This is a genomic window from Prevotella sp. P4-98 (genome assembly GCF_002251405.1).
Classification (GTDB): domain Bacteria; phylum Bacteroidota; class Bacteroidia; order Bacteroidales; family Bacteroidaceae; genus Prevotella.
In genome coordinates this window covers 136653-160092 of the sequence record NZ_NPJC01000051.1, presented here as the reverse complement: position 1 = coordinate 160092, position 23440 = coordinate 136653, and the positions used below count along the sequence as shown (strand labels likewise).

General features: G+C 51.1%; 15 protein-coding genes. 9 read left to right on the top strand and 6 right to left on the bottom strand.

All coding sequences use genetic code 11. The features are described 5' to 3' along the window. Nucleotides 1-15: 15 nt before the first annotated feature. The 5 genes from purB to CIK96_RS07805 form a co-directional block, all read right to left on the bottom strand. On the bottom strand, nucleotides 16-1362 hold the full coding sequence (gene purB, locus CIK96_RS07825; RefSeq protein ID WP_094391390.1) for an adenylosuccinate lyase: 1347 nt from the start codon (nucleotides 1360-1362) through the stop codon (nucleotides 16-18). A 271-nt stretch (nucleotides 1363-1633) separates the two neighbouring features. Then, complete coding sequence (locus CIK96_RS07820) at nucleotides 1634-3058, bottom strand: glycoside hydrolase family 28 protein (RefSeq protein WP_094440246.1); 1425 nt, start codon at nucleotides 3056-3058, stop codon at nucleotides 1634-1636. Nucleotides 3059-3085: 27 nt separating this feature from the next. After that, the gene (locus CIK96_RS07815; protein ID WP_256387597.1) at nucleotides 3086-3412 is read right to left on the bottom strand and encodes an ATP-binding protein; all 327 of its coding nucleotides are present in this window, start codon (nucleotides 3410-3412) and stop codon (nucleotides 3086-3088) included. Nucleotides 3413-3545: 133 nt separating this feature from the next. Continuing rightward, nucleotides 3546-3977, bottom strand: a complete 432-nt coding sequence (locus CIK96_RS07810; protein WP_094440244.1) for a Fur family transcriptional regulator — start codon at nucleotides 3975-3977, stop codon at nucleotides 3546-3548. Between the two features lie 85 nt (nucleotides 3978-4062). Then, nucleotides 4063-4962, bottom strand: coding sequence for a diaminopimelate dehydrogenase (locus tag CIK96_RS07805; protein WP_094391386.1), 900 nt, complete (start codon nucleotides 4960-4962; stop codon nucleotides 4063-4065). A 199-nt stretch (nucleotides 4963-5161) separates the two neighbouring features. Between CIK96_RS07805 and ruvA the strand changes: the two genes are divergently transcribed. Then, on the top strand, nucleotides 5162-5764 hold the full coding sequence (ruvA, locus tag CIK96_RS07800; protein ID WP_094391385.1) for a Holliday junction branch migration protein RuvA: 603 nt from the start codon (nucleotides 5162-5164) through the stop codon (nucleotides 5762-5764). Between the two features lie 49 nt (nucleotides 5765-5813). Further along, nucleotides 5814-13127, top strand: a complete 7314-nt coding sequence (gene sprA, locus CIK96_RS07795) for a cell surface protein SprA (RefSeq protein ID WP_371592538.1) — start codon at nucleotides 5814-5816, stop codon at nucleotides 13125-13127. 819 nt (nucleotides 13128-13946) lie between these two features. Here the strand turns inward: sprA and dacB are convergent. Then, nucleotides 13947-15164: a D-alanyl-D-alanine carboxypeptidase/D-alanyl-D-alanine-endopeptidase gene (dacB, locus tag CIK96_RS07790; RefSeq protein ID WP_094434292.1), complete on the bottom strand. Its 1218-nt coding sequence runs from the start codon at nucleotides 15162-15164 to the stop codon at nucleotides 13947-13949. 92 nt (nucleotides 15165-15256) lie between these two features. Here dacB and nadB point away from each other — a divergent pair, with 92 nt between their 5' ends. The 7 genes from nadB to CIK96_RS07755 all read left to right on the top strand — a co-directional run bounded on the left by nadB (nucleotide 15257) and on the right by CIK96_RS07755 (nucleotide 23429). After that, a complete protein-coding gene (nadB, locus tag CIK96_RS07785) occupies nucleotides 15257-16843 on the top strand; it encodes an L-aspartate oxidase (protein ID WP_094440242.1) in 1587 nt (528 codons plus the stop codon). A 73-nt stretch (nucleotides 16844-16916) separates the two neighbouring features. Then, nucleotides 16917-17888, top strand: coding sequence for a lipoate protein ligase C-terminal domain-containing protein (locus CIK96_RS07780; RefSeq protein WP_094440241.1), 972 nt, complete (start codon nucleotides 16917-16919; stop codon nucleotides 17886-17888). Between the two features lie 51 nt (nucleotides 17889-17939). Continuing rightward, nucleotides 17940-19016, top strand: coding sequence for a glycine cleavage system aminomethyltransferase GcvT (gcvT, locus tag CIK96_RS07775; protein ID WP_094440240.1), 1077 nt, complete (start codon nucleotides 17940-17942; stop codon nucleotides 19014-19016). A gap of 37 nt (nucleotides 19017-19053) precedes the next feature. Then, complete coding sequence (gene gcvH, locus CIK96_RS07770) at nucleotides 19054-19434, top strand: glycine cleavage system protein GcvH (RefSeq protein WP_094391379.1); 381 nt, start codon at nucleotides 19054-19056, stop codon at nucleotides 19432-19434. Nucleotides 19435-19458: 24 nt separating this feature from the next. Continuing rightward, complete coding sequence (gene gcvPA / locus CIK96_RS07765; protein WP_094440270.1) at nucleotides 19459-20778, top strand: aminomethyl-transferring glycine dehydrogenase subunit GcvPA; 1320 nt, start codon at nucleotides 19459-19461, stop codon at nucleotides 20776-20778. 16 nt (nucleotides 20779-20794) lie between these two features. Beyond that, nucleotides 20795-22207 (top strand): aminomethyl-transferring glycine dehydrogenase subunit GcvPB, encoded by a 1413-nt coding sequence (gcvPB, locus tag CIK96_RS07760; protein ID WP_094440239.1) that lies wholly within the window; start codon nucleotides 20795-20797, stop codon nucleotides 22205-22207. Further along, nucleotides 22194-23429, top strand: coding sequence for an NAD(P)/FAD-dependent oxidoreductase (locus CIK96_RS07755; protein ID WP_094440238.1), 1236 nt, complete (start codon nucleotides 22194-22196; stop codon nucleotides 23427-23429). The genes gcvPB and CIK96_RS07755 overlap by 14 nt, the downstream gene beginning before the upstream one ends. The last annotated feature ends 11 nt before the right edge of the window (nucleotides 23430-23440 follow it).

Sequence of the window (23440 nt, the reverse complement as noted above, 5' to 3'; positions counted from 1 at the left end):
TTGGGGGTTAATACTTTAAATGCCTGTATAATTCATTGGCGTAATAGCCATAAGTTCCTCTTTTACCTCATCGCTGACATCCAGACCTGCAATGAATTCGTGAATCAGTTCTGGGGTCATCTTCTGGTTAGTACGAGTCAATGCCTTCAGAGCCTCGTAGGGGTGGGGGTATGCTTCGCGGCGCAGGATAGTTTGGATGGCTTCTGCTACCACAGCCCATGTGTTGTCGAGGTCTGCCTCTATCTTCTCTTCGTTGAGAATGAGTTTACGCAAGCCTTTCAGTGTGCTCTGTATGGCAATGACAGCATGTCCCATAGGCACGCCGACGTTGCGCAATACAGTAGAGTCGGTCAGGTCGCGCTGCAGGCGGCTGACGGGCAACTTCTGGGCTAAGAATTGCAGAATGGCATTGGCAATGCCGAGGTTTCCTTCTGAATTTTCATAGTCGATGGGGTTCACTTTATGAGGCATAGCGCTCGAACCAACCTCTCCAGCCTTAATCTTCTGCTTGAAGTATTCCATAGAGATATACATCCAGAAGTCGCGATCGAGATCGATGATGATGGTGTTGATGCGGCGCATGGCATCAAAGATAGCGCCCATCCAGTCGTAGTTAGAAATCTGAGTGGTCCACTGTTCACGCTCTAATCCGAGTTTCTCAGCCACAAACTTGTTACCGAATTCGCGCCAGTCGTATTGTGGGTAAGCCACATGGTGGGCGTTGTAATTACCGGTTGCACCACCGAATTTGGCGGTAATGGGAGTGTCTTTCAATCCACGCAACTGCTCTTCAAGGCGATAGACATATACCATAACCTCTTTACCCAAACGTGTGGGAGAAGCGGGCTGTCCGTGTGTCTTGGCGAGCATAGGAACGTTTTTCCATTGTTCGGCATAGTCGTTGAGCTGTTCGATGAGCTCTTCTACCATAGGATAATACACCTGTTCGAGTGCTTCCTTGATAGAGAGGGGAACGCTGGTGTTGTTGATGTCCTGTGAAGTCAGTCCGAAATGAATAAACTCCTTATACTTGTCGAAATTGCCAATCTTGTCGAGCTCTTCCTTGATGAAATACTCCACAGCTTTCACGTCGTGGTTGGTTGTCTTCTCGATTTCCTTTACGCGTCCGGCATTCTCTTCTGAGAAATTGCGGTAGATGTTGCGGAGTGTTTCGAATAGGTTATGGTCAAAATCCTCCAATTGTGGCAAGGGTAGCTCGCAGAGTGTGATGAAATATTCAATCTCTACACGCACTCTGTATTTGATGAGTGCATACTCTGAGAAAAATCCTGCCAACTGTTCTGTTTTGTTTCTGTAACGTCCGTCAATAGGCGAGATGGCGGTCAATGTGTCTAATTTCATTAGTGTGTTACGCTTAGTTGTTTATATAGCTATATTACAATTACAATAACAATATATTGTCTCTATTAGGCTGCAAAGTTACGAAAAAATGTGCTAACTGATGCATGGCTTCGTGTGATATTTGCGGTCTGTGGCTGGTTTTTGTGATATTTTAGCAATTTTGAATGAAATAATAATGGGCAGAACTGAATTTCTGCCCATTAACCTTTGGTTTTGTATGATAATTGATAGGCTTTTTATCTACTATCAATCATTGGAGTTTTATGCCATGTTATTGTTTCTTATCGCTAAGCAGACGCACATTGGTCAGTTTTACGGATGCACTGGCTGTATCAATGTCTTCTCCCTTTTTGCTATAGACGAAGGTGGAGTTGCTGATATTGATATCGCGTACGCATTGCATGCCTTCTATACCATGCGCTTTGATGGCTGTCTCTGCACCACGGCAGATGATATTGTCAATATGGATATCTTGGAAATGGGGCACAAATTGTGCTTCATCACCCTTTGGAGCCAATGCTTTGGCATCGGATGCTCCTGCTGGCCGATTGACATAGTCGCACTGGAAAACAACGGCTTCGTCTTTGATGTCTGTCATGACGATATTGCTGATGTAGAGTTGGCTGGTCTCACCGCCACGGCCTACACCGCTCTTGAAGCGCAAACCGGTATCTGTTCCGGCAAAACGGCAGTTGCGTGCCACTACACGACGCACACCGGCTGCTGTCTCACTACCCAGTACAAAGGCTCCATGTGCGTGATATACTGTGTTGTTCTCTACCAGAATGTCTTCACATCCTGATACAGCAGAAGCTTTGGGACGTCCGCTCTTCAGGCAGATACCGTCGTCACCCACATTGACTGTGGAATTGACAACCAACACACGTTGACAGTCAGAGAGGTCGATGCCGTCGCCATTCTGTGCATTCCAAGGGCAACGCACGGTGATGCCGTCGATGATGATGTCTGAAGAATAGCATGGATGTACGTGGAATCGGGGCGAGTTTTGGAAGGTAACGCCTTGGAACAAAACTCTTTTGCATTTTTCAAATCTCACAAGGTCGTTGCGCATCTGCTCCTGTGCTACGGGCGATTTGGCAATGTCAGGATAGCTGTTGCGCATCTGCCAAGGATACCAGAGTGTGCCATCTTTCATCTCCTGTCCGCCCATACTCTTAAACTGGCTCCATTCAGTATCGCTTACTTTTGATCGCTTTACGGGACGCCATTGGGCACCGTTGCCGTCAATGATACCTTCTCCGGTAATGGCAATGTCAGTACGTTTCTCGGCACGGATGCATGGATATACTCTCCGGGCTTTGGTATCTGCATCGCGATAGATGCTTTTGTCAGGTGAGAAATAGATGATGGCATTCTTTTCCAAATGCAGATCGATGTGGTCTTTCAGTTCAATAGGACCAGTCAGCCAAACGCCTGTTGGTACTATGAGGTGTCCACCGCCTTGTTGTGCCAACTTGTCGATGGCATCCTGGATGGCTTTGGTGCAGAGGGTAACACCGTCGCCTATTCCGCCTGCCTCTGTCAGCGTGATGCTTCGGCTGGGGATGTTGACCTGTTGTGGTTGGGTTAACATGACTGGAGTCTGGTTGTAATACTTCTGATAGTCTTGCGCTGACGATAGTGCTGGCATGCAGAGTGCCAACAAAGTCAGCATAGATGTGATAGTTTTTTTCATACTTTTTTTATTTGTTTATAGTAGTGCTTATTTTCTTATTGTTGTTCTTCTAACGTTGTAGCTGTTTGTGATTGATCCGCCCAGTTTGGTAGCAATGGTACGGCAGATGTAGAGTCCCAATCCGGCACCTTGTTTGTTGGAATCGAGTTTGACGAATCTTTCAAACAACTTCTTATGATGTTTAGGTGCAATACCACATCCTGTATCGGTGACGCAGAAAGCGATACTGTCTGTTCCTTGGTCATTTTTTATCTTGCGACATTCCAAAAGGATACTTCCCTTCGTGGTATTCTTAATAGCGTTGGCAAGCATTTCATTGATGGCCTGTAAAGTGCGGTGACGGTCAGTCTCTATAGTGTCGGTGTCCTGCTATTGCCTTTTCGCATAGTTCGTTTACGTTGGTCTCTTCTATCTTCAAATACAGAATAGGTGTGTGGTATGTCGGCTCCTAATTGGTGAATGGCAGATCACCGCATAGTAAAAAATATTATTTCCCCGCTTTAGCACATTCGGCACAGATGCCTTTTACGATATATTCCGCCTCTTCCATTACAAAGCCATCGGGTAGTGGGACATGGGGTATGCGTATGCTTGTCAGACAATAGGTGCGGTTGCATTTGCGACAGGTCAGATGAACATGGCCGTCACACTGTCGGGTATCGTCAAAATGGCAGACGCAATATTTCTGCATGCCCGTTCCATCGTCAATATCATGGAGCAGATGCACATTGGCAAAGAGGGTGAGTGTGCGAAACAGGGTGGAGCGATCAACTGTAGGCAGGGCCTTTTCAACATCTGCCAGACTAAAAGCATCACTGAAACCATGGCGTATGGTGCGCCATACCATCAAGCGTACGGCTGTGACACGGATGCCGGCATTGTCGAGTGACTGTTCGTCGGAGATTTCAAGGTGGTGCATACAGTTGTGATGAATAAAGAATAACGGAAGCCTAAGCTGTCAGCTGTTATGAAAATAGCTGTGACTCAGGCTTCCGTTTATAGAGTTATACTAAATGTTCGATAAGGTCTGCGCGTTCACCGGGCAGCATGTCAATGACCGGCAGTTCAACCATGGTGTAGCAACCGGGTTGCTGACGCATGGAGGCACGAGCCACATTGACCAATACCTGAGCAGTGAGCGCAGGGTTGTTGATGCTCATATCGAATTCAAAACGCTGGTTCTGAGTCTTTCCACTTACACCTTTGCGCACAAGATGTACGCCATGACCCATATCGCGAACAGCATCCACTGATTCAACGGCAAAGACGTGTGTCTCATCGTTGGCAAAGTATGGATCGGCTTTGATGGCAGCTGTCACCTCATCAAGCTTGGCACCGTCTTCCAATTCTACATATACCATGCGGCGATGTATGCCCTCGCCCAAAGGAATAGTCATAGAGAGTGCATTCTTTACACCCGCTTTCGAACGAACGCATACAGAGTGTCCCATAGACATTCCTGGTCCGAAATTGGTATAGGTCAGACCTTTTGGTGCGAGGCTCTGCATGAGCGTACGTACGATAGAGTCTGATCCTGGATCCCATCCCGCAGCAATCACACTGACGGTACCGGTTTTCTTGTTAACCTCCATCAGTCTTTCGCGATAACCACGGATATTGGTATGTATATCAAACGAATCGACGGTGTTGATGCCCAGAGGCAGAATCTGCATGGCATGTTCTTCACATGATCGAGTAGGAGTGGCAAGAATGGCTACATCTACATCTTTCAGTTCCTTGATATCCTTGACCACAGGGTATGCAGCCAGTTCTGCGGGTTTGTTGTCTGCTCCGTTTCTGCGGACGATTCCTGCAATCTCGAAGTCTTCAGCGGCTTCAAGAGCTTCTACGGCGTATTTGCCGATGTTGCCGTAACCAACTACGGCAGCGCGAATTTTCTTCATGTTTGTATCTTGTTTTGAGTTGTCTTATTGTCTGTCTGTGTGCAAAATTACACTTTTTGCATGAGAATCGTTACAGTTTGGCGGAATATTTTCTTCTCTGACCTTCAATTCTGACAATTTGAAGATTTATGGGCGTCTCACACAATAAATCGTCACCAACAAGCGTTATAACTATTGTATTAATACAAAATTATAAGTTATGATAGATTATATTAAAGGCGAACTGGCAGAGCTCAGTCCTGCCTCAGCCACTGTTGAGGCTGCCGGTGTGGGCTATGCCATGAGCATATCGCTCACCACTTATAGTGCGATACAGGGAAAGAACACCGTGAAACTCTATGTCTATGAGGCTATCCGCGAAGATGCTTATGTGCTCTATGGATTTTCAGGTAAGAAGGAGCGCGAGATGTTTCAACTGCTTATTACTGTTAGCGGTGTGGGGGCAAATACAGCCCGAATGGTGCTGTCATCGATGAGTGTGGCAGAATTGTGTGCAGCGATCTCCACCGGTGATGAGCGACTTATCAAGAGCATCAAGGGTATCGGACTGAAAACTGCCCAACGTATCATTGTTGATCTGAAAGATAAGATAGTAGCCTTGGGCATTGCCGACGAACTGCCTGCTGGCGGATCGGTAGCTGTCGCTGTTGATACAGCTGTCAGAGACGAAGCAGTGGCAGCCCTTACTATGTTGGGATTCTCGCCTGCTCCTACGCAGAAAGTCGTGGTGCAGATATTGAAGGATCAGCCCGATGCGCCAGTGGAGCAGGTTGTGAAACTGGCATTAAAACAAATCAAATAAACAAAACAAGAAGCGATTGGCGTTTAGGGTAGGTCATATCGCCATGGTGATGCTGAGCATTGGTGCTTTTGCCATGGCTCAACAGCACAAGCAGGCACCGTTGGAAGTACCGACGGTGCCGTTGCCCGTTGTTGCCGACAGCGTGGTCGATAGTGTGGTAAAGCCCCGATGGACTCCGCAGCGCACCGCCCCCAGGTTTGTTGCCGACCTCGACACCATCCCCCTTGACCTTCGCATGCCGCGTAATATTGCGCTCCAGGTGGACTATGACGACACCGCCAACACTTATGTTGTAGGTCAGAAGATGGGAGGGCGCTATCTGACTACTCCCCTGCTGATGTCCCCCGATGAGTATGGACAGTGGTCGCTCAAACGAAGGATGGGCACCTTCTTTCGCCAGAAGAATGCCGAAAATGTGGCAACCAAGGGAAAGAACAAGTTTGATTTTGCCGACATGCATTTTGATCTCGGTCCAGCCGACAAGATATTTGGTCCCGGTGGTGTGCGCATCAAGATGATGGGAACGGCAGAACTGAAACTGGGTGGCAATATCAAGAATATCGACAATCCGTCGTTGCCAGTACGCAATCGCCGAACAAAATCTATTGACTTTGACGAGAAGATCAACCTTAATGTGACGGGAAAGGTAGGCGATAAGTTGAATATGAACCTCAACTACAACACCGATGCCACTTTCGACTTCGATACCAAGAATATCAAGTTGCGTTATGAGGGAAAGGAAGATGAGATCATCAAACTCATTGAGGCAGGCAATATCACCTTCCCTTCGCAAAACTCACTGATCAAGGGTGCATCGAGCCTCTTCGGCGTACGTACCGATATGCAGTTTGGACGGTTGAAACTGCAGACCGTCTTTTCGCAGAAGAAATCATCAACCACCAGTGTCTCATCAAAGGGAGGCGTACAGCTGACACCTTTTGAAATCAATGTGGCAGATTATGAAGAGAATCGTCACTTCTTCCTTGCCCAGTATTTTCGTGAACGCTATGATGCCGCCATGCAACAGTTGCCCAATCTCACTACAGGCATCCAGATTACAAGAGTGGAGGTGTGGGTGACCAACAAGACGGGTACTACCGCCAATACTCGCAATATCATAGCCCTTGCCGATCTTGGTGAGAGTCGTTCGACGCGCTGGGGTAGTGGCGGAACCGTTTCTTCTGTTCCTGCCAATACCGCCAATGGCGAATATCAAGCCATGACCACTGACTATGTCGCAGCACGTCAGTCGGAACAAACGACGACGGTGCTTGATGGAGTGCCTCAGTTTACGGGCGGTAGCGATTACGAGAAACTCTCTTCCGCCCGTCTGCTCAATAGTTCGGAATATACAGTCAACAGTGCCCTTGGCTATATATCGCTCCATACTACCTTACAACCCGATCAGGTGCTTGCCGTAGCTTTCGAATATACCTCAGGCGGTCGGGTTTACCAAGTAGGTGAATTCGCATCCGACCACACCAATACTTCAGAAGCGATATTCGTTAAATCGCTGAAGAATACCAGCAACCATCCGATGCAGCCCAACTGGCGGTTGATGATGAAGAATGTGTATTATCTGGCATCTCAGGTGGAGCGTACTAAGTTTCGTCTCGATATCAAGTATCAAAGCGATACTACTGGTGTATGGCTCAACTACATCCCCGTGCAGCAGGTTAAAGATACTCCCCTGTTGCGGGTATTGGGATGCGACCGTCTTGACAACAACAATCGCCCCAATAGTAATGGTTATTTCGATTATGTTGAGGACTACACCGTCGGCGACGGCCGTGTATTCCTGCCAGCAGTCGAACCCTTCGGCCAAACCTTGCGTCGCTATCTCGCCTCTCATGGTGTCAGTGCCGATGAGGCTGAACGCTATGTGTTTGCCGAACTCTATGATACCACCCGAACGGCAGCACGGCAGATGGCAGAGAAGAATAAGTATATGCTTGTCGGTCAGTATCGGGGAACGTCAGCCAATGTCATCTCGCTCGGTGCTTATAATGTGCCGCAAGGGTCGGTGGTGGTGACTGCCGGCGGTGTGGTACTGACTGAAGGATCAGACTATAGTGTTGACTATGCTGTGGGTGAGGTGACCATTCTCAACCAGAGCATTATCGATGCCGGCACCAATGTCAATGTATCACTGGAGAGCGATACCGACTATGGCATGCAGCGCAAAACCATGTTAGGACTCAACTGGCAGTATGACGTCAGTAAGGCATTGCAGTTGGGCGGCACATTACAGTATCTGACCGAGCAACCGCTGACCTCGAAGGTGACTATGGGTAGCGAACCGCTGCGCAACATGTTGTGGGGACTCAACATCAACTGGCGACAGGAGAGTCAATGGCTCACCAATATGCTCAACCGTCTGCCCTTCCTCCATTGCACAAAACCCTCGCAACTCTCTTTTACTGGCGAGTTCGCCCAACTCTTGGCAGGTCAGGCAGGCGGCACGCAGAGCCATGCCTCGTATATTGATGATTTCGAGAATGCCAAAAACGGCATTGACGTCAGCGACCCCAAGGCATGGGTGATGTCGAGCGTGCCGAGCATGTTTCCCGAACATGCCGACCGCGACTCAGTGACAAGTGGTTTCAACCGTGCCTTGCTGGCATGGTATAATATCGATCCTATCTTCACCTATCGCTCGTCGTCGCTCACCCCCAGCCATATCAAGAGCGACCTCCAGCAGTTGTCTAACCACTATGTGAGATCAGTCTATGTTAGCGAACTCTATCCCAACCGTCAGCAGAGCACTTACAGTGGTGTGACAGCCACGCTGCCCATCCTCGATTTGGCTTATTATCCCGAAGAGCGCGGAGCCTACAACCTCACTACCGACCTCACCGCCGATGGACACTTGCGCAATCCGCAACAGCGATGGGGAGGCATGATGCGCCGCCTGGATACCAATGATTTCGAAACCGCCAATATTGAATATGTGGAATTTTGGTTGCTCGACCCCTTTATCTATGCCGACCGCGATGGCGGTGCTGCTGATTACGGTGGCGACCTCTACATCAATCTTGGTGAGGTGAGTGAGGACGTCTTGCGCGACGGCAAGAAATTCTCGGAGAGCAATATGCCTGTTGACGGACAGAGATCGTTCATCCGCACAGCATGGGGTAAGGTGCCCCAGCAGCCGACAGAGACCTACGCCTTTGCTACAACAGCCGGAGCACGCCTCAAACAAGATGTGGGACTCAACGGACTGACTGATGAAGAGGAACGCTCCCAACCAGCGTATGCCCGCTTCTTAGAAGGTGTGCAGGTCAATGACAGTGTGCGTGCCGCCATCCATGCCGATCCCGCAAACGACAACTACCACTATTACCGTGGTCGCGATTACGATGAGCGCAAGACCTCCATCCTTGAACGCTATAAGCGAATCAACATGCCGCAAGGCAATTCGCCCGATTCCGACAGTCAGACCGAAGGCTATGATACCAGCTATAAGACCACGCCCGATGTGGAGGATATCAATCAGGACTATACGCTCAACGAATACGAACGCTATTACCAGTATCGTGTCAGCATACGCCCAGAGGATATGCGCCTGGGATATAACCATATCACCGACATTCGCGAGGCAACGGTGCCGCTGCGCAACGGAACGAGTGAAACCGTCCGGTGGTATCAGTTTCGCATTCCCCTCAGTCAGTATGACCAGCGGGTGGGCAATATCAACGACTTCACCAGCATCCGCTTCATGCGCATGTTTCTCACCCAGTTTCGCCGCCCGGTGGTGTTGCGCTTCGGTTCTCTCGATTTGGTGCGTGGCGAATGGCGCATCTATCAGCAGCCCCTGACCAATGGCGCGACTACAGGAACCATCGAGGTCAGTGCGGTGAATATTGAGGAAAACAACGACAAGCGTCCCGTCAACTATGTCTTGCCGCCAGGCATCAGTCGTGTTACCGACCCCTCCCAACCGCAACTCGTGGAAGACAACGAGCAGGCGATGAACCTCGTGGTGCGTAATCTCGCACCCGCCGAGTCGAAGGCGGTCTATAAGAACACCATGTTCGACCTGCGCCGGTACAGGCATCTGCAGATGTTTGTCCATGCCAACCACCTCATCGATGATGCCACAGACTTGCAACATGGCGATTTGGCAGTATTCGTGCGGTTGGGTAGCGATTATAAAAACAACTATTATGAGTACGAGATACCGCTGACGCTGACCCCCGATCGCAACGACTACAACAAATACAGCATCGACGATCGCAGGGCTGTGTGGCCAGAGGCTAATATGCTTGATGTCAACCTCTCCGCCTTTACCCGTCTCAAGCGACAGCGCAACAAGTCAAGGGCACAGGGTGGGGCTGTGTTCACGCAAATCTACTCAGAGCCCGATGCCAGCCATACCGGTTGCACGGTAAGCATCCTCGGCAATCCGTCGCTCGGTGAGGTCAGAACGCTGATGATCGGTGTGCGCAACAAGTCGGGCACGCAAAAGTCGGGAGAGGTGTGGGTCAATGAGCTCCGTCTGCGCGACTTCAACGACAATGGAGGCTGGGCTGTGAGTGGCGCCATGAATATGCAACTCTCCGATGTGGGGACGGTCAATGTCAGTGGAAGGATGATGACCAGCGGATTTGGCGGACTCGAAGAGAGCGTGTTACAGCGCTCCACTGACGATTACAAGACCTATTCAGTCACCGCCAGTATCGAACTGGGACGCTTCTTCCCCGACAAAGCCAAGGTGTCGGCACCGCTATACTATTCGGTGACGAAAGAGGAAACCCGTCCGAAATACAATCCGCTCGATACTGACCTGACCCTCGACGAGGCACTCGATGCCGCAGCCAACAAGCAGGAGCGCGATTCCATCGAGCGTATCGCCGTCACCCGCACCACCAATACCAATCTGTCGCTGTCCAATGTGCGTGTCGGCATCCGTTCAAGAAAAGCCCCCATGCCCTACGACCCTGCCAATTTCTCGTTCTCCTACAGCCACTCCCACCGCCAGACCAGTGGCGAGACCACGGTCTATGAGAAGGAAGATCAGTGGCGTGGTGCTTTCAACTATGTCTATGAACCCGTGGTGAAGCCCTGGGTACCGTTCCGTAAGATCAAGGGCCGCTCCCAATGGGCGCAATATCCCAGACAGTTAGGAGTGAACTGGCTACCGCAGAGCATCTCGTTCAATACCGAGATGCTGCGCAACTACTACGAACTGCAAGAGCGCGACATGGAGAGCATAGGCGGCCAACAGCTACCCCTAACCTTCAGTCAGCAGTTTCTGTGGAATCGCGAGTTTGCCGTACGCTGGGATCTCACCCAGCGCCTCCACCTCGATTTCCAGTCTGCCACCCACGCACAGATAGAAGAACCCTACACCCCCGTCAACAAAGACCTCTATCCCGAACAGTATCAGGCATGGAAAGACTCGGTATGGCAGAGCATCCGCCGCTTTGGCGAACCGCTCGACTATCAGCAGCGCTTCTCAGCTACCCTGCAGTGGCCACTCAGCCTGTTGCCCGTCTTCGACTGGGTGACCGGCACTGCCAAGTACGACGCCCACTATAGTTGGCTGCGCGGCACAGAACTCGACGACGGTACCAGTCTGGGACATACCATCACCACCAACCGGCAGGTCAGCCTCTCTGCCACATTCAATATGGAGACCCTCTATAACCACGTGCCCTTTCTGCGCCGCCTCAATCAGCAGCGTGCCAAATGGCAGACTGTCGGCAGACAGCCGACAGTGCGTGGCAGAACTGCGGCAAAGAGGCCGCAGCCGAAGAGCAGAGAAGAGCGCATCCTGCCCAAAAACCAAGGTACGTGGCAACGCGAAGTCAGACTGTCGGCAGACACCGTTACCATAGTGACCCACGACAAGGCCACGCGTCGCCTCACCGTCACCGCACGCACTCGCGACGGGCGCACCTACCCCCTGCGCTATAAGCTGCTTGACCGCCGCCAGTTGCGCATCGACTCTCGCGACACCGCCACTATCCTGCTGTCGGTAGCCGAGCGCCCACCCTTAGACCGCCAGTGGTGGTATCGCTCCCTGCAGTCAGCCACCCAGGTACTCATGATGGTGCGCTCCGCCAGTCTCACTTATCGAGACGACTACTCGCTGTCGGTGCCCGGCTTCCTTCCCACCATAGGTGATGTTTTCGGACAGCGAGGCGGTCACCTGATGGCACCTGGTCTCGCCTTCGCCTTCGGCACGGTAGATGATGCCTATGTCAGTCGAGCCCTCGACCGCGGATGGCTGCTCACAGCAGACAGCATCGCATCGCCAGCCACTGCCAACCACACCACCGACTTGCAGTTGCGCGCCGTGCTGGAACCCCTGCGCGGGTTGCGCATCGACCTCCATGCCAGTCGCACGCACACACGTGCGCGTACCATACAATATATGTATTCCGGCATGCCCACCACGCTGAGCGGATCATTCTCTATGACCACCCTGTCGCTCAAGTCGGCACTGGAATCCACGGGCAGTGCCACAGGCGGATACCGCTCCGCTTCGTTCAGCCGCTTCTGTCGGTCGCTCGAAGGCTATCGGCAGCGAGCCGCCGCGGCCTACGGTAGTGTGCCCGATGCCTATCATGCCACCGTCATGATACCCGCCTTCCTCTCCGCCTATACCAGCAGTGGAGGTAGTGGCAGCTTCTTCCCCTCGCTGGCATCGATGCTGCCCAATTGGACCGTACGCTATACGGGGCTCTCTGCGCTGTCATGGGTGGCAGACCATTTCAAGAGCATCACGCTGTCACACGCCTATCGGAGCATCTATGCCGTAGGCAGCTACTCCGCCACCAATGCTGCCACTCTTGCCGACTATAGTGTGCCGACTGTCAGTCTGAACGAAGCTTTCTCGCCATTGCTCGGCATCGACGTGTCGCTGCACAACGACCTCAGTGTGAAACTCGAATACCGCACCACGCGCATTGTCAGCCTATCCACTACGAGTGTGCAGATCAACGAGAGCCGTTCCAACGACTGGGTGCTGGGCATGGCATATACCATCAGCGACTTCAACCTCTTCGGCACCGCCGGCAATCGTAGGGTGAGCCGCGCCCAGCGCAGCCAGCGCCAACAGCCCGACAGTCAGAAGAGTGTCAAGACAGGTGTCAACCACGACCTCTCGTTGCGTCTCGACCTCTCGTTGCGTCGTCAGGCATCCCTCTCTCGCGATATTGCTACCGCTACGAGTGCCGCCAACAGCGGCAATACCGCCCTCCGCCTGTCTTTTGTGGCAGACTATACTTTGTCGCGCCTGCTCACCCTCAGCGCCTACTACGATCGGCAGACCAACACCCCCTTGCTGTCATCAGCAAGCTATCCAACCACTACCCACGATTTCGGACTGTCGCTTAAAGTCAGTCTGTCGAGGTGAGGGCGAATGGCAACTCCGCTTTCGCGTACAGTTATTTTAGTTTTCAAGAAATTTCGACCACACGACCACGGATATTTGCAATGTTCTATCTGTTAGTGTCTTATGGTGTGGTCGAAAACCTAAATCATGGGATTACGACCACACTTCGACCACAGAATGGCGTAAGCATATCTGCGATGCTCATATCTATCCATAAAAATAACAATTGTCATTCAGAAATAAAACTGATCGGTATTTGGAAATAACGTTTAATAGAGGTCCTGTCCAATGTTTGATAAAGGTATTTTCAACGTTTGATAAAAGTGTTTTCAATGTTCGAAAAAGGTGTTATCCAACGTTTGACAATGGTGTTATCCAACGGTTGACAATGGTGTTATCTAACGTTTGACAATGGTGTTATCTAACGTTTGACAATGGTATTGTCTAACGTTTGACAAAAATATTATCAAGGTTTGAAAAAACGCTGACAAACTCAAATACCCCACTTTGACATAGATATATATGCTTGTTCAGAGATTTATGATGCTGATAGATGGCAATCCGCGTGGTTGAAGAGCTGTTGAAGTGTGGTCGAAGCGGTGGTCGAAGTGTGGTCGAAATTTAAGGATTCGACCACCACTTAAAGTTCTAAACCACTGCGTGTTAGGTTGACGTGGTGGTCGAGTGGTCGAAATTTTTTGAAAACTAAAATAACTGTATCTGAAAGCGGTGCTGTTGATTCACCGCTCTCTTTCATCAACTAACCGAGGAACAACAGCGTGAATAGTCGTTTACCGACGACAGTCTTTCGTGTACGCGTATGTATCGCGCTGTGTATCATCAAGGTGCACAAAGTGCATTGCAGACTCGGTCTTGGAATCGTCGTGCGTTGCTGGTGTGCATGACACCTTGGTTGATGATGGAGAAACACAGGCGATGGTCGTTGGCAGCGGTGCAATAGCCAGCCAGTGCCGAAACGCCTTCGAGTGTTCCGGTCTTTGCCTTGACATTGTCGGCGGCAAACGAGCCGCGCATGCGGTTGCGCAAGGTGCCATCGCTGCCCGCCACAGGGAGCGAGGGCAGAAGATGGAGATAGACCGTGCTGTTGCGGTAGGCATAGCGCAGGAGGCGCACCTCAAGGTCTGCAGAGAGATAGTTGTAGAGCGATAGTCCACTGCCGTCGGCTATGCGGTAGGGACGATGGCCCAGTCCTACCTTGGAAATCAACCGCTTGACAATGGCGGCGGCATCCTTGGCGCGCGCAGGGCGGTGGTCCTGATGGGCTGCCAACTGGTAGAACATGGCTTCGGCATAGAAATTGTCGCTCTGCTTCATCATGCGTAACAGTATTTGGTCGATGCTGTGGAAACGCGAACAGAGATGGAAGGCGCTGTCGGGCAGTGTGCCGTCGGATACGCGCACATCGAGCACCACTCCGTCGTCAACGAGCTGGCGGATGAAGCGATCGACAAACTGCGTGTTGCGACCGATGGTCAGTGGCGACAGCGGCGGATTGTCGTCGTCCCAACACCATCCCTCGCCCAAGAGGTCGGCATCCTTCATGCTGCGGTCTGCCACGATGCTGCCGCGGATCGTGTCTACGCCCATGTGGCGGATACTCTCCACGAAGGCATTCATGTCGTCAATGTTGAAACGGGGATCGAAACCGCCCACGCAGTAGAGATCGCCCGTCAGGGTGTGGTTTTCTACCTTTCCAGTATAATAGAGTTGGGTGCGAAATTGGTAGGAGCCGCCCAACTTGTCGATGGCGGTGATGGCGGTGAGAAGCTTCATGGTCGATGCCGGACGCAACATCTGGTGCTCGTTCACCTTATATAATATAGAGTCGGCTGTCAGGTCATAGACCTCCAGACCCACAGTGCTGGTTTCAAACATAGGGTGGCGGAGCAGCGAGTCGAGGCGATACTGGATGTTCTGCGGCCATGGCAGTGCCACATCGATGGTATCGACCTGAAAGGTATCGGGCTCCTCTGTTTCCTGGGCAGAAGCAGCCACTGCTGCCCACAATAATAACAGTATAATCTTAATCTTACTCATAATATGGGTGCAAAATTACAAAATAATATGGTTTGATGGTCGATTTTCCATAAGAAATTAGTATTTTTGCACCAATATTATAACGAAACGTTATGGTTTATAAGTACGATTATCTCATAATAGGTGCAGGTGTGGCCGGTATGAGCTACGCCCTGAAGATAGCACGTGCCAATAAGGGACGCGTATGTATGATTTGCAAAAGTTCGCTCGACGAGGCCAATACCTCGTTTGCGCAAGGTGGTGTTGCCTCTGTCACTAATCTGAAAGTGGATAACTTTGAAAAGCACATTGAAGATACAATGATAGCCGGCGACTACATCTCCGACCCTAAGGCCGTGGAACAAGTGGTGCGTAATGCACCGTCACAGATTGAAGAACTTGTCAACTGGGGAGTCAATTTCGACAAGAAAGACGGGCACTTTGACCTGCACCGCGAGGGAGGCCACTCTGAATTCCGTATTCTCCACCATGCCGACGATACCGGTGCGGAGATACAGCGAGGACTGATGGAAGCGGTGCGCAACAATCCTAACATAGATATCAAAGAGCACCATTTTGCCGTGGAGATCATCACCCAGCATCATCTTGGTGTGCGCATCACCCGACGGTCACCACACATCCAGTGTTACGGAGCATACGTGCTCAATCCCGACACAGAGAAGGTAGATACCTATTTGGCGAAAATCACCGTGATGTGTACCGGTGGATGCGGAGCGGTATATCTCACCACGTCGAACCCCGTGATAGCCACTGGCGATGGTATCGCCATGGTCTATCGCGCCAAAGGTACGGTGGCAGATATGGAGTTCGTGCAGTTTCACCCCACCGTACTGCATAATCCGAAAGAGACACACCCTGCCTACCTCATCACCGAGGCGATGCGAGGCTATGGCGGCATACTGAAACTGCCCAACGGCGAGACCTTCATGGAGAAATACGACGAAAGGCTGTCGCTCGCACCACGTGACATCGTGGCACGCGCCATAGACAAGGAGATGAAGATACACGGACTGGACCACGTCTGTCTTGACGTGACCCATAAGCCCGCAGAAGAGACGCGCCACCATTTCCCCAATATCTATCAGAAGTGCCTGTCGATAGGTATCGACATCACCACCGACTACATCCCCGTGCGCCCTGCAGCACACTATATGTGTGGAGGCATCAAAGTAGATCTCAACGGACAGTCGAGCATTGAACGGCTCTATGCCCTTGGTGAGTGTTCATGCACCGGACTGCACGGCGGCAACCGACTGGCAAGCAACTCGCTCATCGAGGCGGTGGTCTATGCCGATGCCGCTGCCAGACACTCGCTGCAGCATATCGACGAATACGACTATAATACCAATGTGCCGGAGTGGAACGACGAGGGCACTATGACCAACGAAGAGAAAGTGCTCATCACGCAATCGGTCAAGGAAGTGACGCAGATCATGTCCAACTATGTGGGCATCGTGCGCTCTGACCTGCGCCTGCACCGGGCATGGGACCGACTCGACATGCTCTATGAGGAAACCGAACGGCTCTTCAAGCGCGTCAAGGCAAGTAGGGACATCTGCGAACTGCGCAACATGATCAATGTGGGATATCTCATCACACGATGGGCGTTGGAACGCAAGGAGTGCAGAGGTCTCCACTATACCACCGACTATCCGTTGCATGCCTACGACAAGAAATAATATGCAAATAATTTGCAGTATTCAAAATTTCTTGCTACATTTGCCTCTGATTACTAACTAAGAATGCTAAGACATGCTGCACATCGCACTGCCCGACAATAAGACAAGGAGACTGACCTTCTATCTGGCTATGGAAGAATACGTGGCCAGACACCTGAAGGCTGCCGACTGCTTCTTTATCTGGCAGGTGGAGCCCACCGTGATATTCGGCAGAAACCAGTTGATCGACAACGAGGTGAACCTTGATTTCTGTCGCCGCCATAACATACAGACCTACCGCCGTAAGAGCGGTGGGGGCTGTGTGTATGCCGATATGAACAACCTGATGCTGTCGTATATCACCGACGACGAAGGGGTGGGATTCACCTTCAACAAGTATATGGGCATGCTGGTCACGATGCTCCATCGGTTGGGCGTCGATGCCAAAGCCAATGGGCGCAACGATGTGATGCTGGGCAACAGAAAACTGTCGGGCAGCGCATTCTATCGCATACCGGGCCGGAGCATCCTGCATAGCACCCTGCTCTACGATACAGATCTCGTCAACATGGTGGGGGCTATCACACCGGGAGAATTGAAACTGCTCTCAAAGGGGGTGGAGAGCGTACGCCAGCGCATTGACTTGCTCAAAAACCATATCACTCTCAATGTTGACGAACTCAGAGAGTTTGCCATCAAGCACTTCTGCGACGAGACCTATTGCCTCGGAGAGAAAGAGATTGAAGAGATAGAACATATCGAAGAGGAATATCTCACCGACGATTTCATCTACGGCAACAACCCACGCTACACCGTGGTGAAGCACAAGAGGATAGAGGGCGTAGGAGAATTTGAGGTGAGAATCGATATGCGACATAATGTCATACACGATGTCAACCTGATGGGGGACTACTTCCTCATCGGCGATCTCGACAACGGACTGCTCAAAAAACTGCGGGGTGTTCCGCTTACCAGAGAGTCTATCAGATGTATTCTCCCTGACCGGATAGACGACATCATCTACAACCTTGAGAAAGAGGACTTCGTCAACCTACTGGCAGGTTGAGCAAAATACTAAAAACCCAATAACAACAATATATAAATATTCAAACAGCCTATGAACAACAAACGCACCTGTCTTTACGACAAACACGTGGCACTGGGCGCTCTCATTTCGCCCTTTGGTGGGTTCGACATGCCCATACAGTATTCCAACATCACTGACGAACACCAAGCTGTGCGTCAACATTGTGGTGTGTTCGATGTGAGCCACATGGGCGAAGTGCTCGTCAGCGGTACAGACGCTGAGCGCTACGTTAACCATATCTTCACCAATAATGTGGAAGGTCTTGCTGTCGACAAAATTCTCTATGGCATGATGTGCTATGAGAATGGCGGAGTGGTCGATGACCTGTTGGTATATAAGATGGCGGACGACCGCTTTTTCCTGGTCATCAATGCTGCCAATATCGACAAAGACTGGGCTTGGATCCAGTTGCAAGCCGAGGGGTTCAACGTGACACTCGAAAATCAGAGCGACTACTACGGACAGTTGGCAGTGCAGGGGCCGGAAGCGGAGCGCATCATGGAAGAGATACTCAATCTGCCATGCAGCGAACTGACTTTCTACACCTTTAAGACCATGGGCGACGTCATCGTGTCGCGCACCGGATATACCGGTGAGGATGGCTTTGAGATATATGCCACTCCCGATTATATCAACCAGTGTTGGGATAAACTGATGGCTGCCGGCGTGACACCTTGCGGACTGGGATGCCGCGACACCCTGCGCTTCGAAGTGGGACTGCCGCTCTACGGTGATGAACTGTCTGCCGAAATCACTCCTATCATGGCTGGACTGGGCATGTTTGTCAAACTCGATAAAGAGGAGTTTGTGGGACGTGACGCCCTTGCCAAACAGAAAGCTGAAGGTGTAGCCCAGAAACTCGTGGGTATAGAACTCCAAGACAAAGCGATTCCCCGTCATGGCTATACCGTGATGAAAGACGGACAGCCCATCGGTACTGTGACGACAGGATACCATACCATCTCTACCGACAAGAGCGTATGTATGGCACTTATCGACAGCCAGTATGCGCCACTCGGCACAGAACTGGAAGTGCAGATTCGCAAAAAGGTGTTCCCTGGAACTGTGGTCAAGAAGCGCTTCTACGACAAGCATTACAAGAAATGAGAAAATATATACAATAACTAAAAAGAACTATACGATTATGGCAAAAGTAATTGAAGGACTCTATTATAGCGAGTCACACGAGTATGTACGTGTTGAAGGTAACACCGGTTTTATCGGTATCACAGACTATGCACAGAACGCACTGGGCAATGTGGTCTATGTGGATATGCCCGATGTTGACGATGAGATAACAGCAGGTGAAGACTTCGGTGCGGTAGAGAGCGTGAAGGCTGCCAGCGATTTGCTGTCGCCCGTAAGCGGTACTGTACTGGAAGTGAACGAAGCACTCGAAGACCAGCCCGAACTCATCAATCAGGATGCTTTCGAAAACTGGATTATCAAAGTGGAACTCAGCGATACCGGAGAACTGGATCAGCTGATGGATGCCAAGGCTTACGAGGCTTTCTGCAATCAGTGATTCACGCAAAAAGCCTATATGCCTATGTCCTATAAGTATTTTCCACATACCGACGACGACCTGCAACAGATGATGCAGCGCGTCGGTATCAGCAGTCTCGATGACCTCTATGCAGAAGTGCCGGAGGCTATCCGTTTCCGTGGCGACTATGATCTGCCTGACGAAATGAGCGAGACCGAGGTGCGCCAGGTGTTTGAACAACTGGCCGCCATGAACCGTCCTATGATGTGTTTCGGCGGCGCAGGGGTCTATGACCATTATACACCGGCGGTGATTCCCAATCTGTTGAGCCGTTCTGAACTGCTGACCAGTTATACGCCGTATCAGGCGGAGATATCGCAGGGAACGCTCCACTACATCTTCGAATATCAGTCGATGATGGCTGAACTGACGGGCATGGATATCTCCAATGCTTCCATGTATGACGGCACGACTGCCTGCGCTGAAGCCATGATGATGGCGGCGGCATCGGGAAAGAAGCAAAACCGATTCTTGGTGAGCGATACAGTCAATCCCAAGACGCTGCAGGTGATGCAGACCTATGCACACTATCATGGCATCCAGCTCGGAACTGTTGCCTCACGAGACGGTGTTACCGACCGTGAAGATCTGGAACGACAGTTGGCGGAAGGTGGTGTGGCTGGTGTTCTCGTGCAACAGCCCAACTATTTCGGCATTGTGGAGGACTATAGCGGTTTTGCCGATCTCATCCATACCAATAAGGGTCTGTTTGTCATCGATAGCATTATTGCCGACCTCGCCCTACTGAAAACACCAGGCGAATGGGGGGCTGACATCGCAGTAGGCGATTCACAGTCGCTGGGCATCCCAATGCAGTTTGGTGGTCCATACGTGGGATATCTGTGTTGCACGGAGAAACTGTTGCGCAAGATGCCGGGACGCATCGTCGGACTGACACAGGACAACAGAGGACAACGTGCTTTTGTGCTCACGCTGCAGGCACGCGAACAGCATATCCGCCGACAGAAAGCTACATCAAACATTTGTTCTAACCAGAGCTTGATGGCGCTCTTCGTCACCATATATCTATCGCTCATGGGCAAGGAGGGACTGCGCGAAGCTGCACAGCTGTCGTATGCCGGCGCCCATTATCTGTGTGACCAACTGATAGCAACAGGTCGTTTCCAACTTGTCTATCAACAGCCTTTCTTCAACGAATTTGTGGTACGCTACGACGGTGACCTCGACGGACTGCTCCAATGCCTTTCCGACGAAGGTATCTTCGGTGGTGTGAAAGTGGCAGACGACCAACTGATGATTGCCGTCACTGAGCAACGCACCAAGTCTGACATTGACCGTCTGGTCAGCCTTATCAACCTCTAATCCACAGCAAAGCCTTATGAACAACAAGTTATACGGAAATCTCATCTTCGAATTGTCGAAGCCTGGCAGAAAGGGCTATTCGCTGCCCAGAAACGAGTATGGCAACTATAACATGCCGGAAAGTATGCAACGACAACATCCTGCCGAACTGCCGGAATGTGACGAGCTGACCGTGGTACGTCACTATACCAATCTCTCGGCCAACAATTTCGGAGTGGATAACGGATTCTATCCTCTGGGGTCATGCACCATGAAGTATAACCCTAAAATCAATGAGGAAGTGTCTGCTATGCCACAGTTCACACGCTTGCATCCGCTACAACCCGCTGAAACGACACGGGGCGCAAAGGAAGTATGCCAACGGCTGAAGAAAGCGCTCTGTGTACTGACCGGACTGGCTGACTTTACACTCAAGCCTTTTGCTGGAGCGCACGGTGAACTGACAGGACTGATGGTAATCAGAGGGTATCATGAAAGTCGTGGTGATATGGCGCGTACCAAAGTCATCGTACCTGACTCGGCACATGGCACTAACCCAGCTTCGGCTGCTGTATGCGGACTGGAGATTGTGGAAGTGAAATCAACTGCCGACGGTCGTGTGTCACTCGATGATCTGAAAGCTATTGTAGAAGCGGAAGGCAACAATATTGCTGCCATGATGATGACCAATCCCAATACATTGGGACTTTTTGAAACTGATATCCCTGCTATTGCTAAACTCATCCACGACTGTGGCGGACTGATGTATTATGATGGCGCTAACCTCAACCCTATGCTCGGTGCATGTCGGCCGGGCGATATGGGCTTTGATGTGATGCATATCAATCTGCACAAGACATTCTCTACCCCTCACGGTGGTGGCGGTCCTGGCAGCGGTCCTGTCGGAGTGAGAAGCGGATTAGAACCTTTCCTTCCTTTTGTCAGTCCCTATGAAGCTGGCAATTTCGGAGTGGTTATGAAGGCTTATGCCTATATCCTCTCACTGGGTCGCCAACAGATCAAGATGGTTGGACCGTTGGCTACACTCAATGCCAACTATATCAAGGAATGTCTGAAGGATGTCTATCTGTTGCCTATCGACGGACTCTGCAAACATGAGTTTGTGTTCGACGGATTGAAAGACAAATCTACAGGGGTGACAACAATGGATGTGGCAAAGCGGTTGCTTGACTATGGGTATCACGCTCCGACCATCTATTTCCCATTGCTCTTCCATGAATCACTGATGATTGAGCCTACGGAGAGTGAGTCGAAAGACACGATCGACGGATTCATCAGTGTGATGCGACAGATTGCAGAAGAAGCCAAGACTCAACCCGATACGGTCAAGTCGGCACCGCTCAAGACGCCTATCGGAAGAGTTGATGACGTATTGGCAGCCAAGCATCCTATTGTCAACTACAAACAGATGATTCATGACAACAACTGATCTTATCATCGTCGGTGCGGGACCTGGTGGTTACCGCGCCGCACATCTTGCCGCGCAACGAGGATTGCAGGTGGTTGTCATCGAAGCCGATCAGGTGGGTGGCACTTGCCTTAACCGTGGTTGCATACCTACCAAAACGTATGTCCACGCTCGTTCCTTCGACGAGGCTGTGGGCAGACAGCCGGAGGTGGTCACTGTATTGCGTAGCGGTGTGGAACAACTCATGGCTTCGCCAGGCATCACTCTCGTACGCGGTCGTGGTGAGTTCACCGGACCTCATACGGTTAAGGTTGGCGATGCGGAATATACCGCTCCACACATCATCATCGCTACGGGAAGTAGTAGCAAGATGATTCCTGTAGAAGGTATCGACCTTCCACAGGTGATGGACTCTACCAAACTCTTGCAGTGTCAGGAACAGCCTCGTCGCTTGTGTATCATCGGAGCTGGTGTAGTGGGCATGGAGTTTGCCAGTGTGTTCAACCGCTTCGGCACAGAGGTGACAGTCATCGAATACCTCAAGGAGTGTCTGCCTATGCTCGACAGCGATATTGCCAAACGACTCCGCAAATACCTGGAGCGCCAAGGCATCACCTTCCGCATGAAGACTGCTGTCACCTCGCTCGCAGATATTGATGCTGATGCCATTCTCATTGCCGCAGGTCGCAAACCCAATGTGTCGGCTGACCTTGCCGTTGCCGGCATCACCTACGACGAGCGTAAAGGCATCAGCGTAGATGAGCACTTCGAGACTAATGTCAGCGGTGTTTATGCTATTGGTGATGTCAATGGCAAACAGATGTTGGCTCATGCAGCAGAGATGCAAGGCATTCATGTGGTCAACCGACTGACGGGACATCAGGACAATATTCGTTTCGATATCATGCCTTCTGCCATCTTCACAAGTCCTGAAGCTGCGTGTGTGGGCTTGTCGGAAGATCAGTGTAAAGCCACATTGCCTGGCTACCGTTGTCGCAAAGCATTCTGGCGTGCCAACGGCAAGGCTCTGACGATGGATGCTGCCGAAGGCCTGTTGAAACTGTTGTCGGATGTTGACGACCGCATAGTGGGGTGTCATGCTTATGGTGCTCACGCTGCCGACCTGATACAGGAGGTAAGTAGTCTGATGTGTCTCAATGCTACTGTTGCTCAGTTGCGCGACATGGTACACATCCATCCAACGCTCTCTGAGGTGTTGCATGCCGCATCAGAACAGGAATAACATCATTTTAC

Bases quoted from the DNA above. Each gene is read 5' to 3' on its own strand.
- CIK96_RS07810 (WP_094440244.1), bottom strand. From the start codon at position 3,977: ATGCACCACCTTGAAATCTCCGACGAACAGTCACTCGACAATGCCGGC.
- nadB (WP_094440242.1), top strand. From the start codon at position 15,257: ATGGTTTATAAGTACGATTATCTCATAATAGGTGCAGGTGTGGCCGGT.
- gcvPA (WP_094440270.1), top strand. From the start codon at position 19,459: ATGTCCTATAAGTATTTTCCACATACCGACGACGACCTGCAACAGATG.
- CIK96_RS07755 (WP_094440238.1), top strand. From the start codon at position 22,194: ATGACAACAACTGATCTTATCATCGTCGGTGCGGGACCTGGTGGTTAC.
- sprA (WP_371592538.1), top strand. From the start codon at position 5,814: ATGCTGAGCATTGGTGCTTTTGCCATGGCTCAACAGCACAAGCAGGCA.
- CIK96_RS07780 (WP_094440241.1), top strand. From the start codon at position 16,917: ATGCTGCACATCGCACTGCCCGACAATAAGACAAGGAGACTGACCTTC.
- gcvH (WP_094391379.1), top strand. From the start codon at position 19,054: ATGGCAAAAGTAATTGAAGGACTCTATTATAGCGAGTCACACGAGTAT.
- purB (WP_094391390.1), bottom strand. From the start codon at position 1,362: ATGAAATTAGACACATTGACCGCCATCTCGCCTATTGACGGACGTTAC.
- CIK96_RS07805 (WP_094391386.1), bottom strand. From the start codon at position 4,962: ATGAAGAAAATTCGCGCTGCCGTAGTTGGTTACGGCAACATCGGCAAA.
- gcvT (WP_094440240.1), top strand. From the start codon at position 17,940: ATGAACAACAAACGCACCTGTCTTTACGACAAACACGTGGCACTGGGC.
- gcvPB (WP_094440239.1), top strand. From the start codon at position 20,795: ATGAACAACAAGTTATACGGAAATCTCATCTTCGAATTGTCGAAGCCT.
- CIK96_RS07820 (WP_094440246.1), bottom strand. From the start codon at position 3,058: ATGAAAAAAACTATCACATCTATGCTGACTTTGTTGGCACTCTGCATG.
- dacB (WP_094434292.1), bottom strand. From the start codon at position 15,164: ATGAGTAAGATTAAGATTATACTGTTATTATTGTGGGCAGCAGTGGCT.
- ruvA (WP_094391385.1), top strand. From the start codon at position 5,162: ATGATAGATTATATTAAAGGCGAACTGGCAGAGCTCAGTCCTGCCTCA.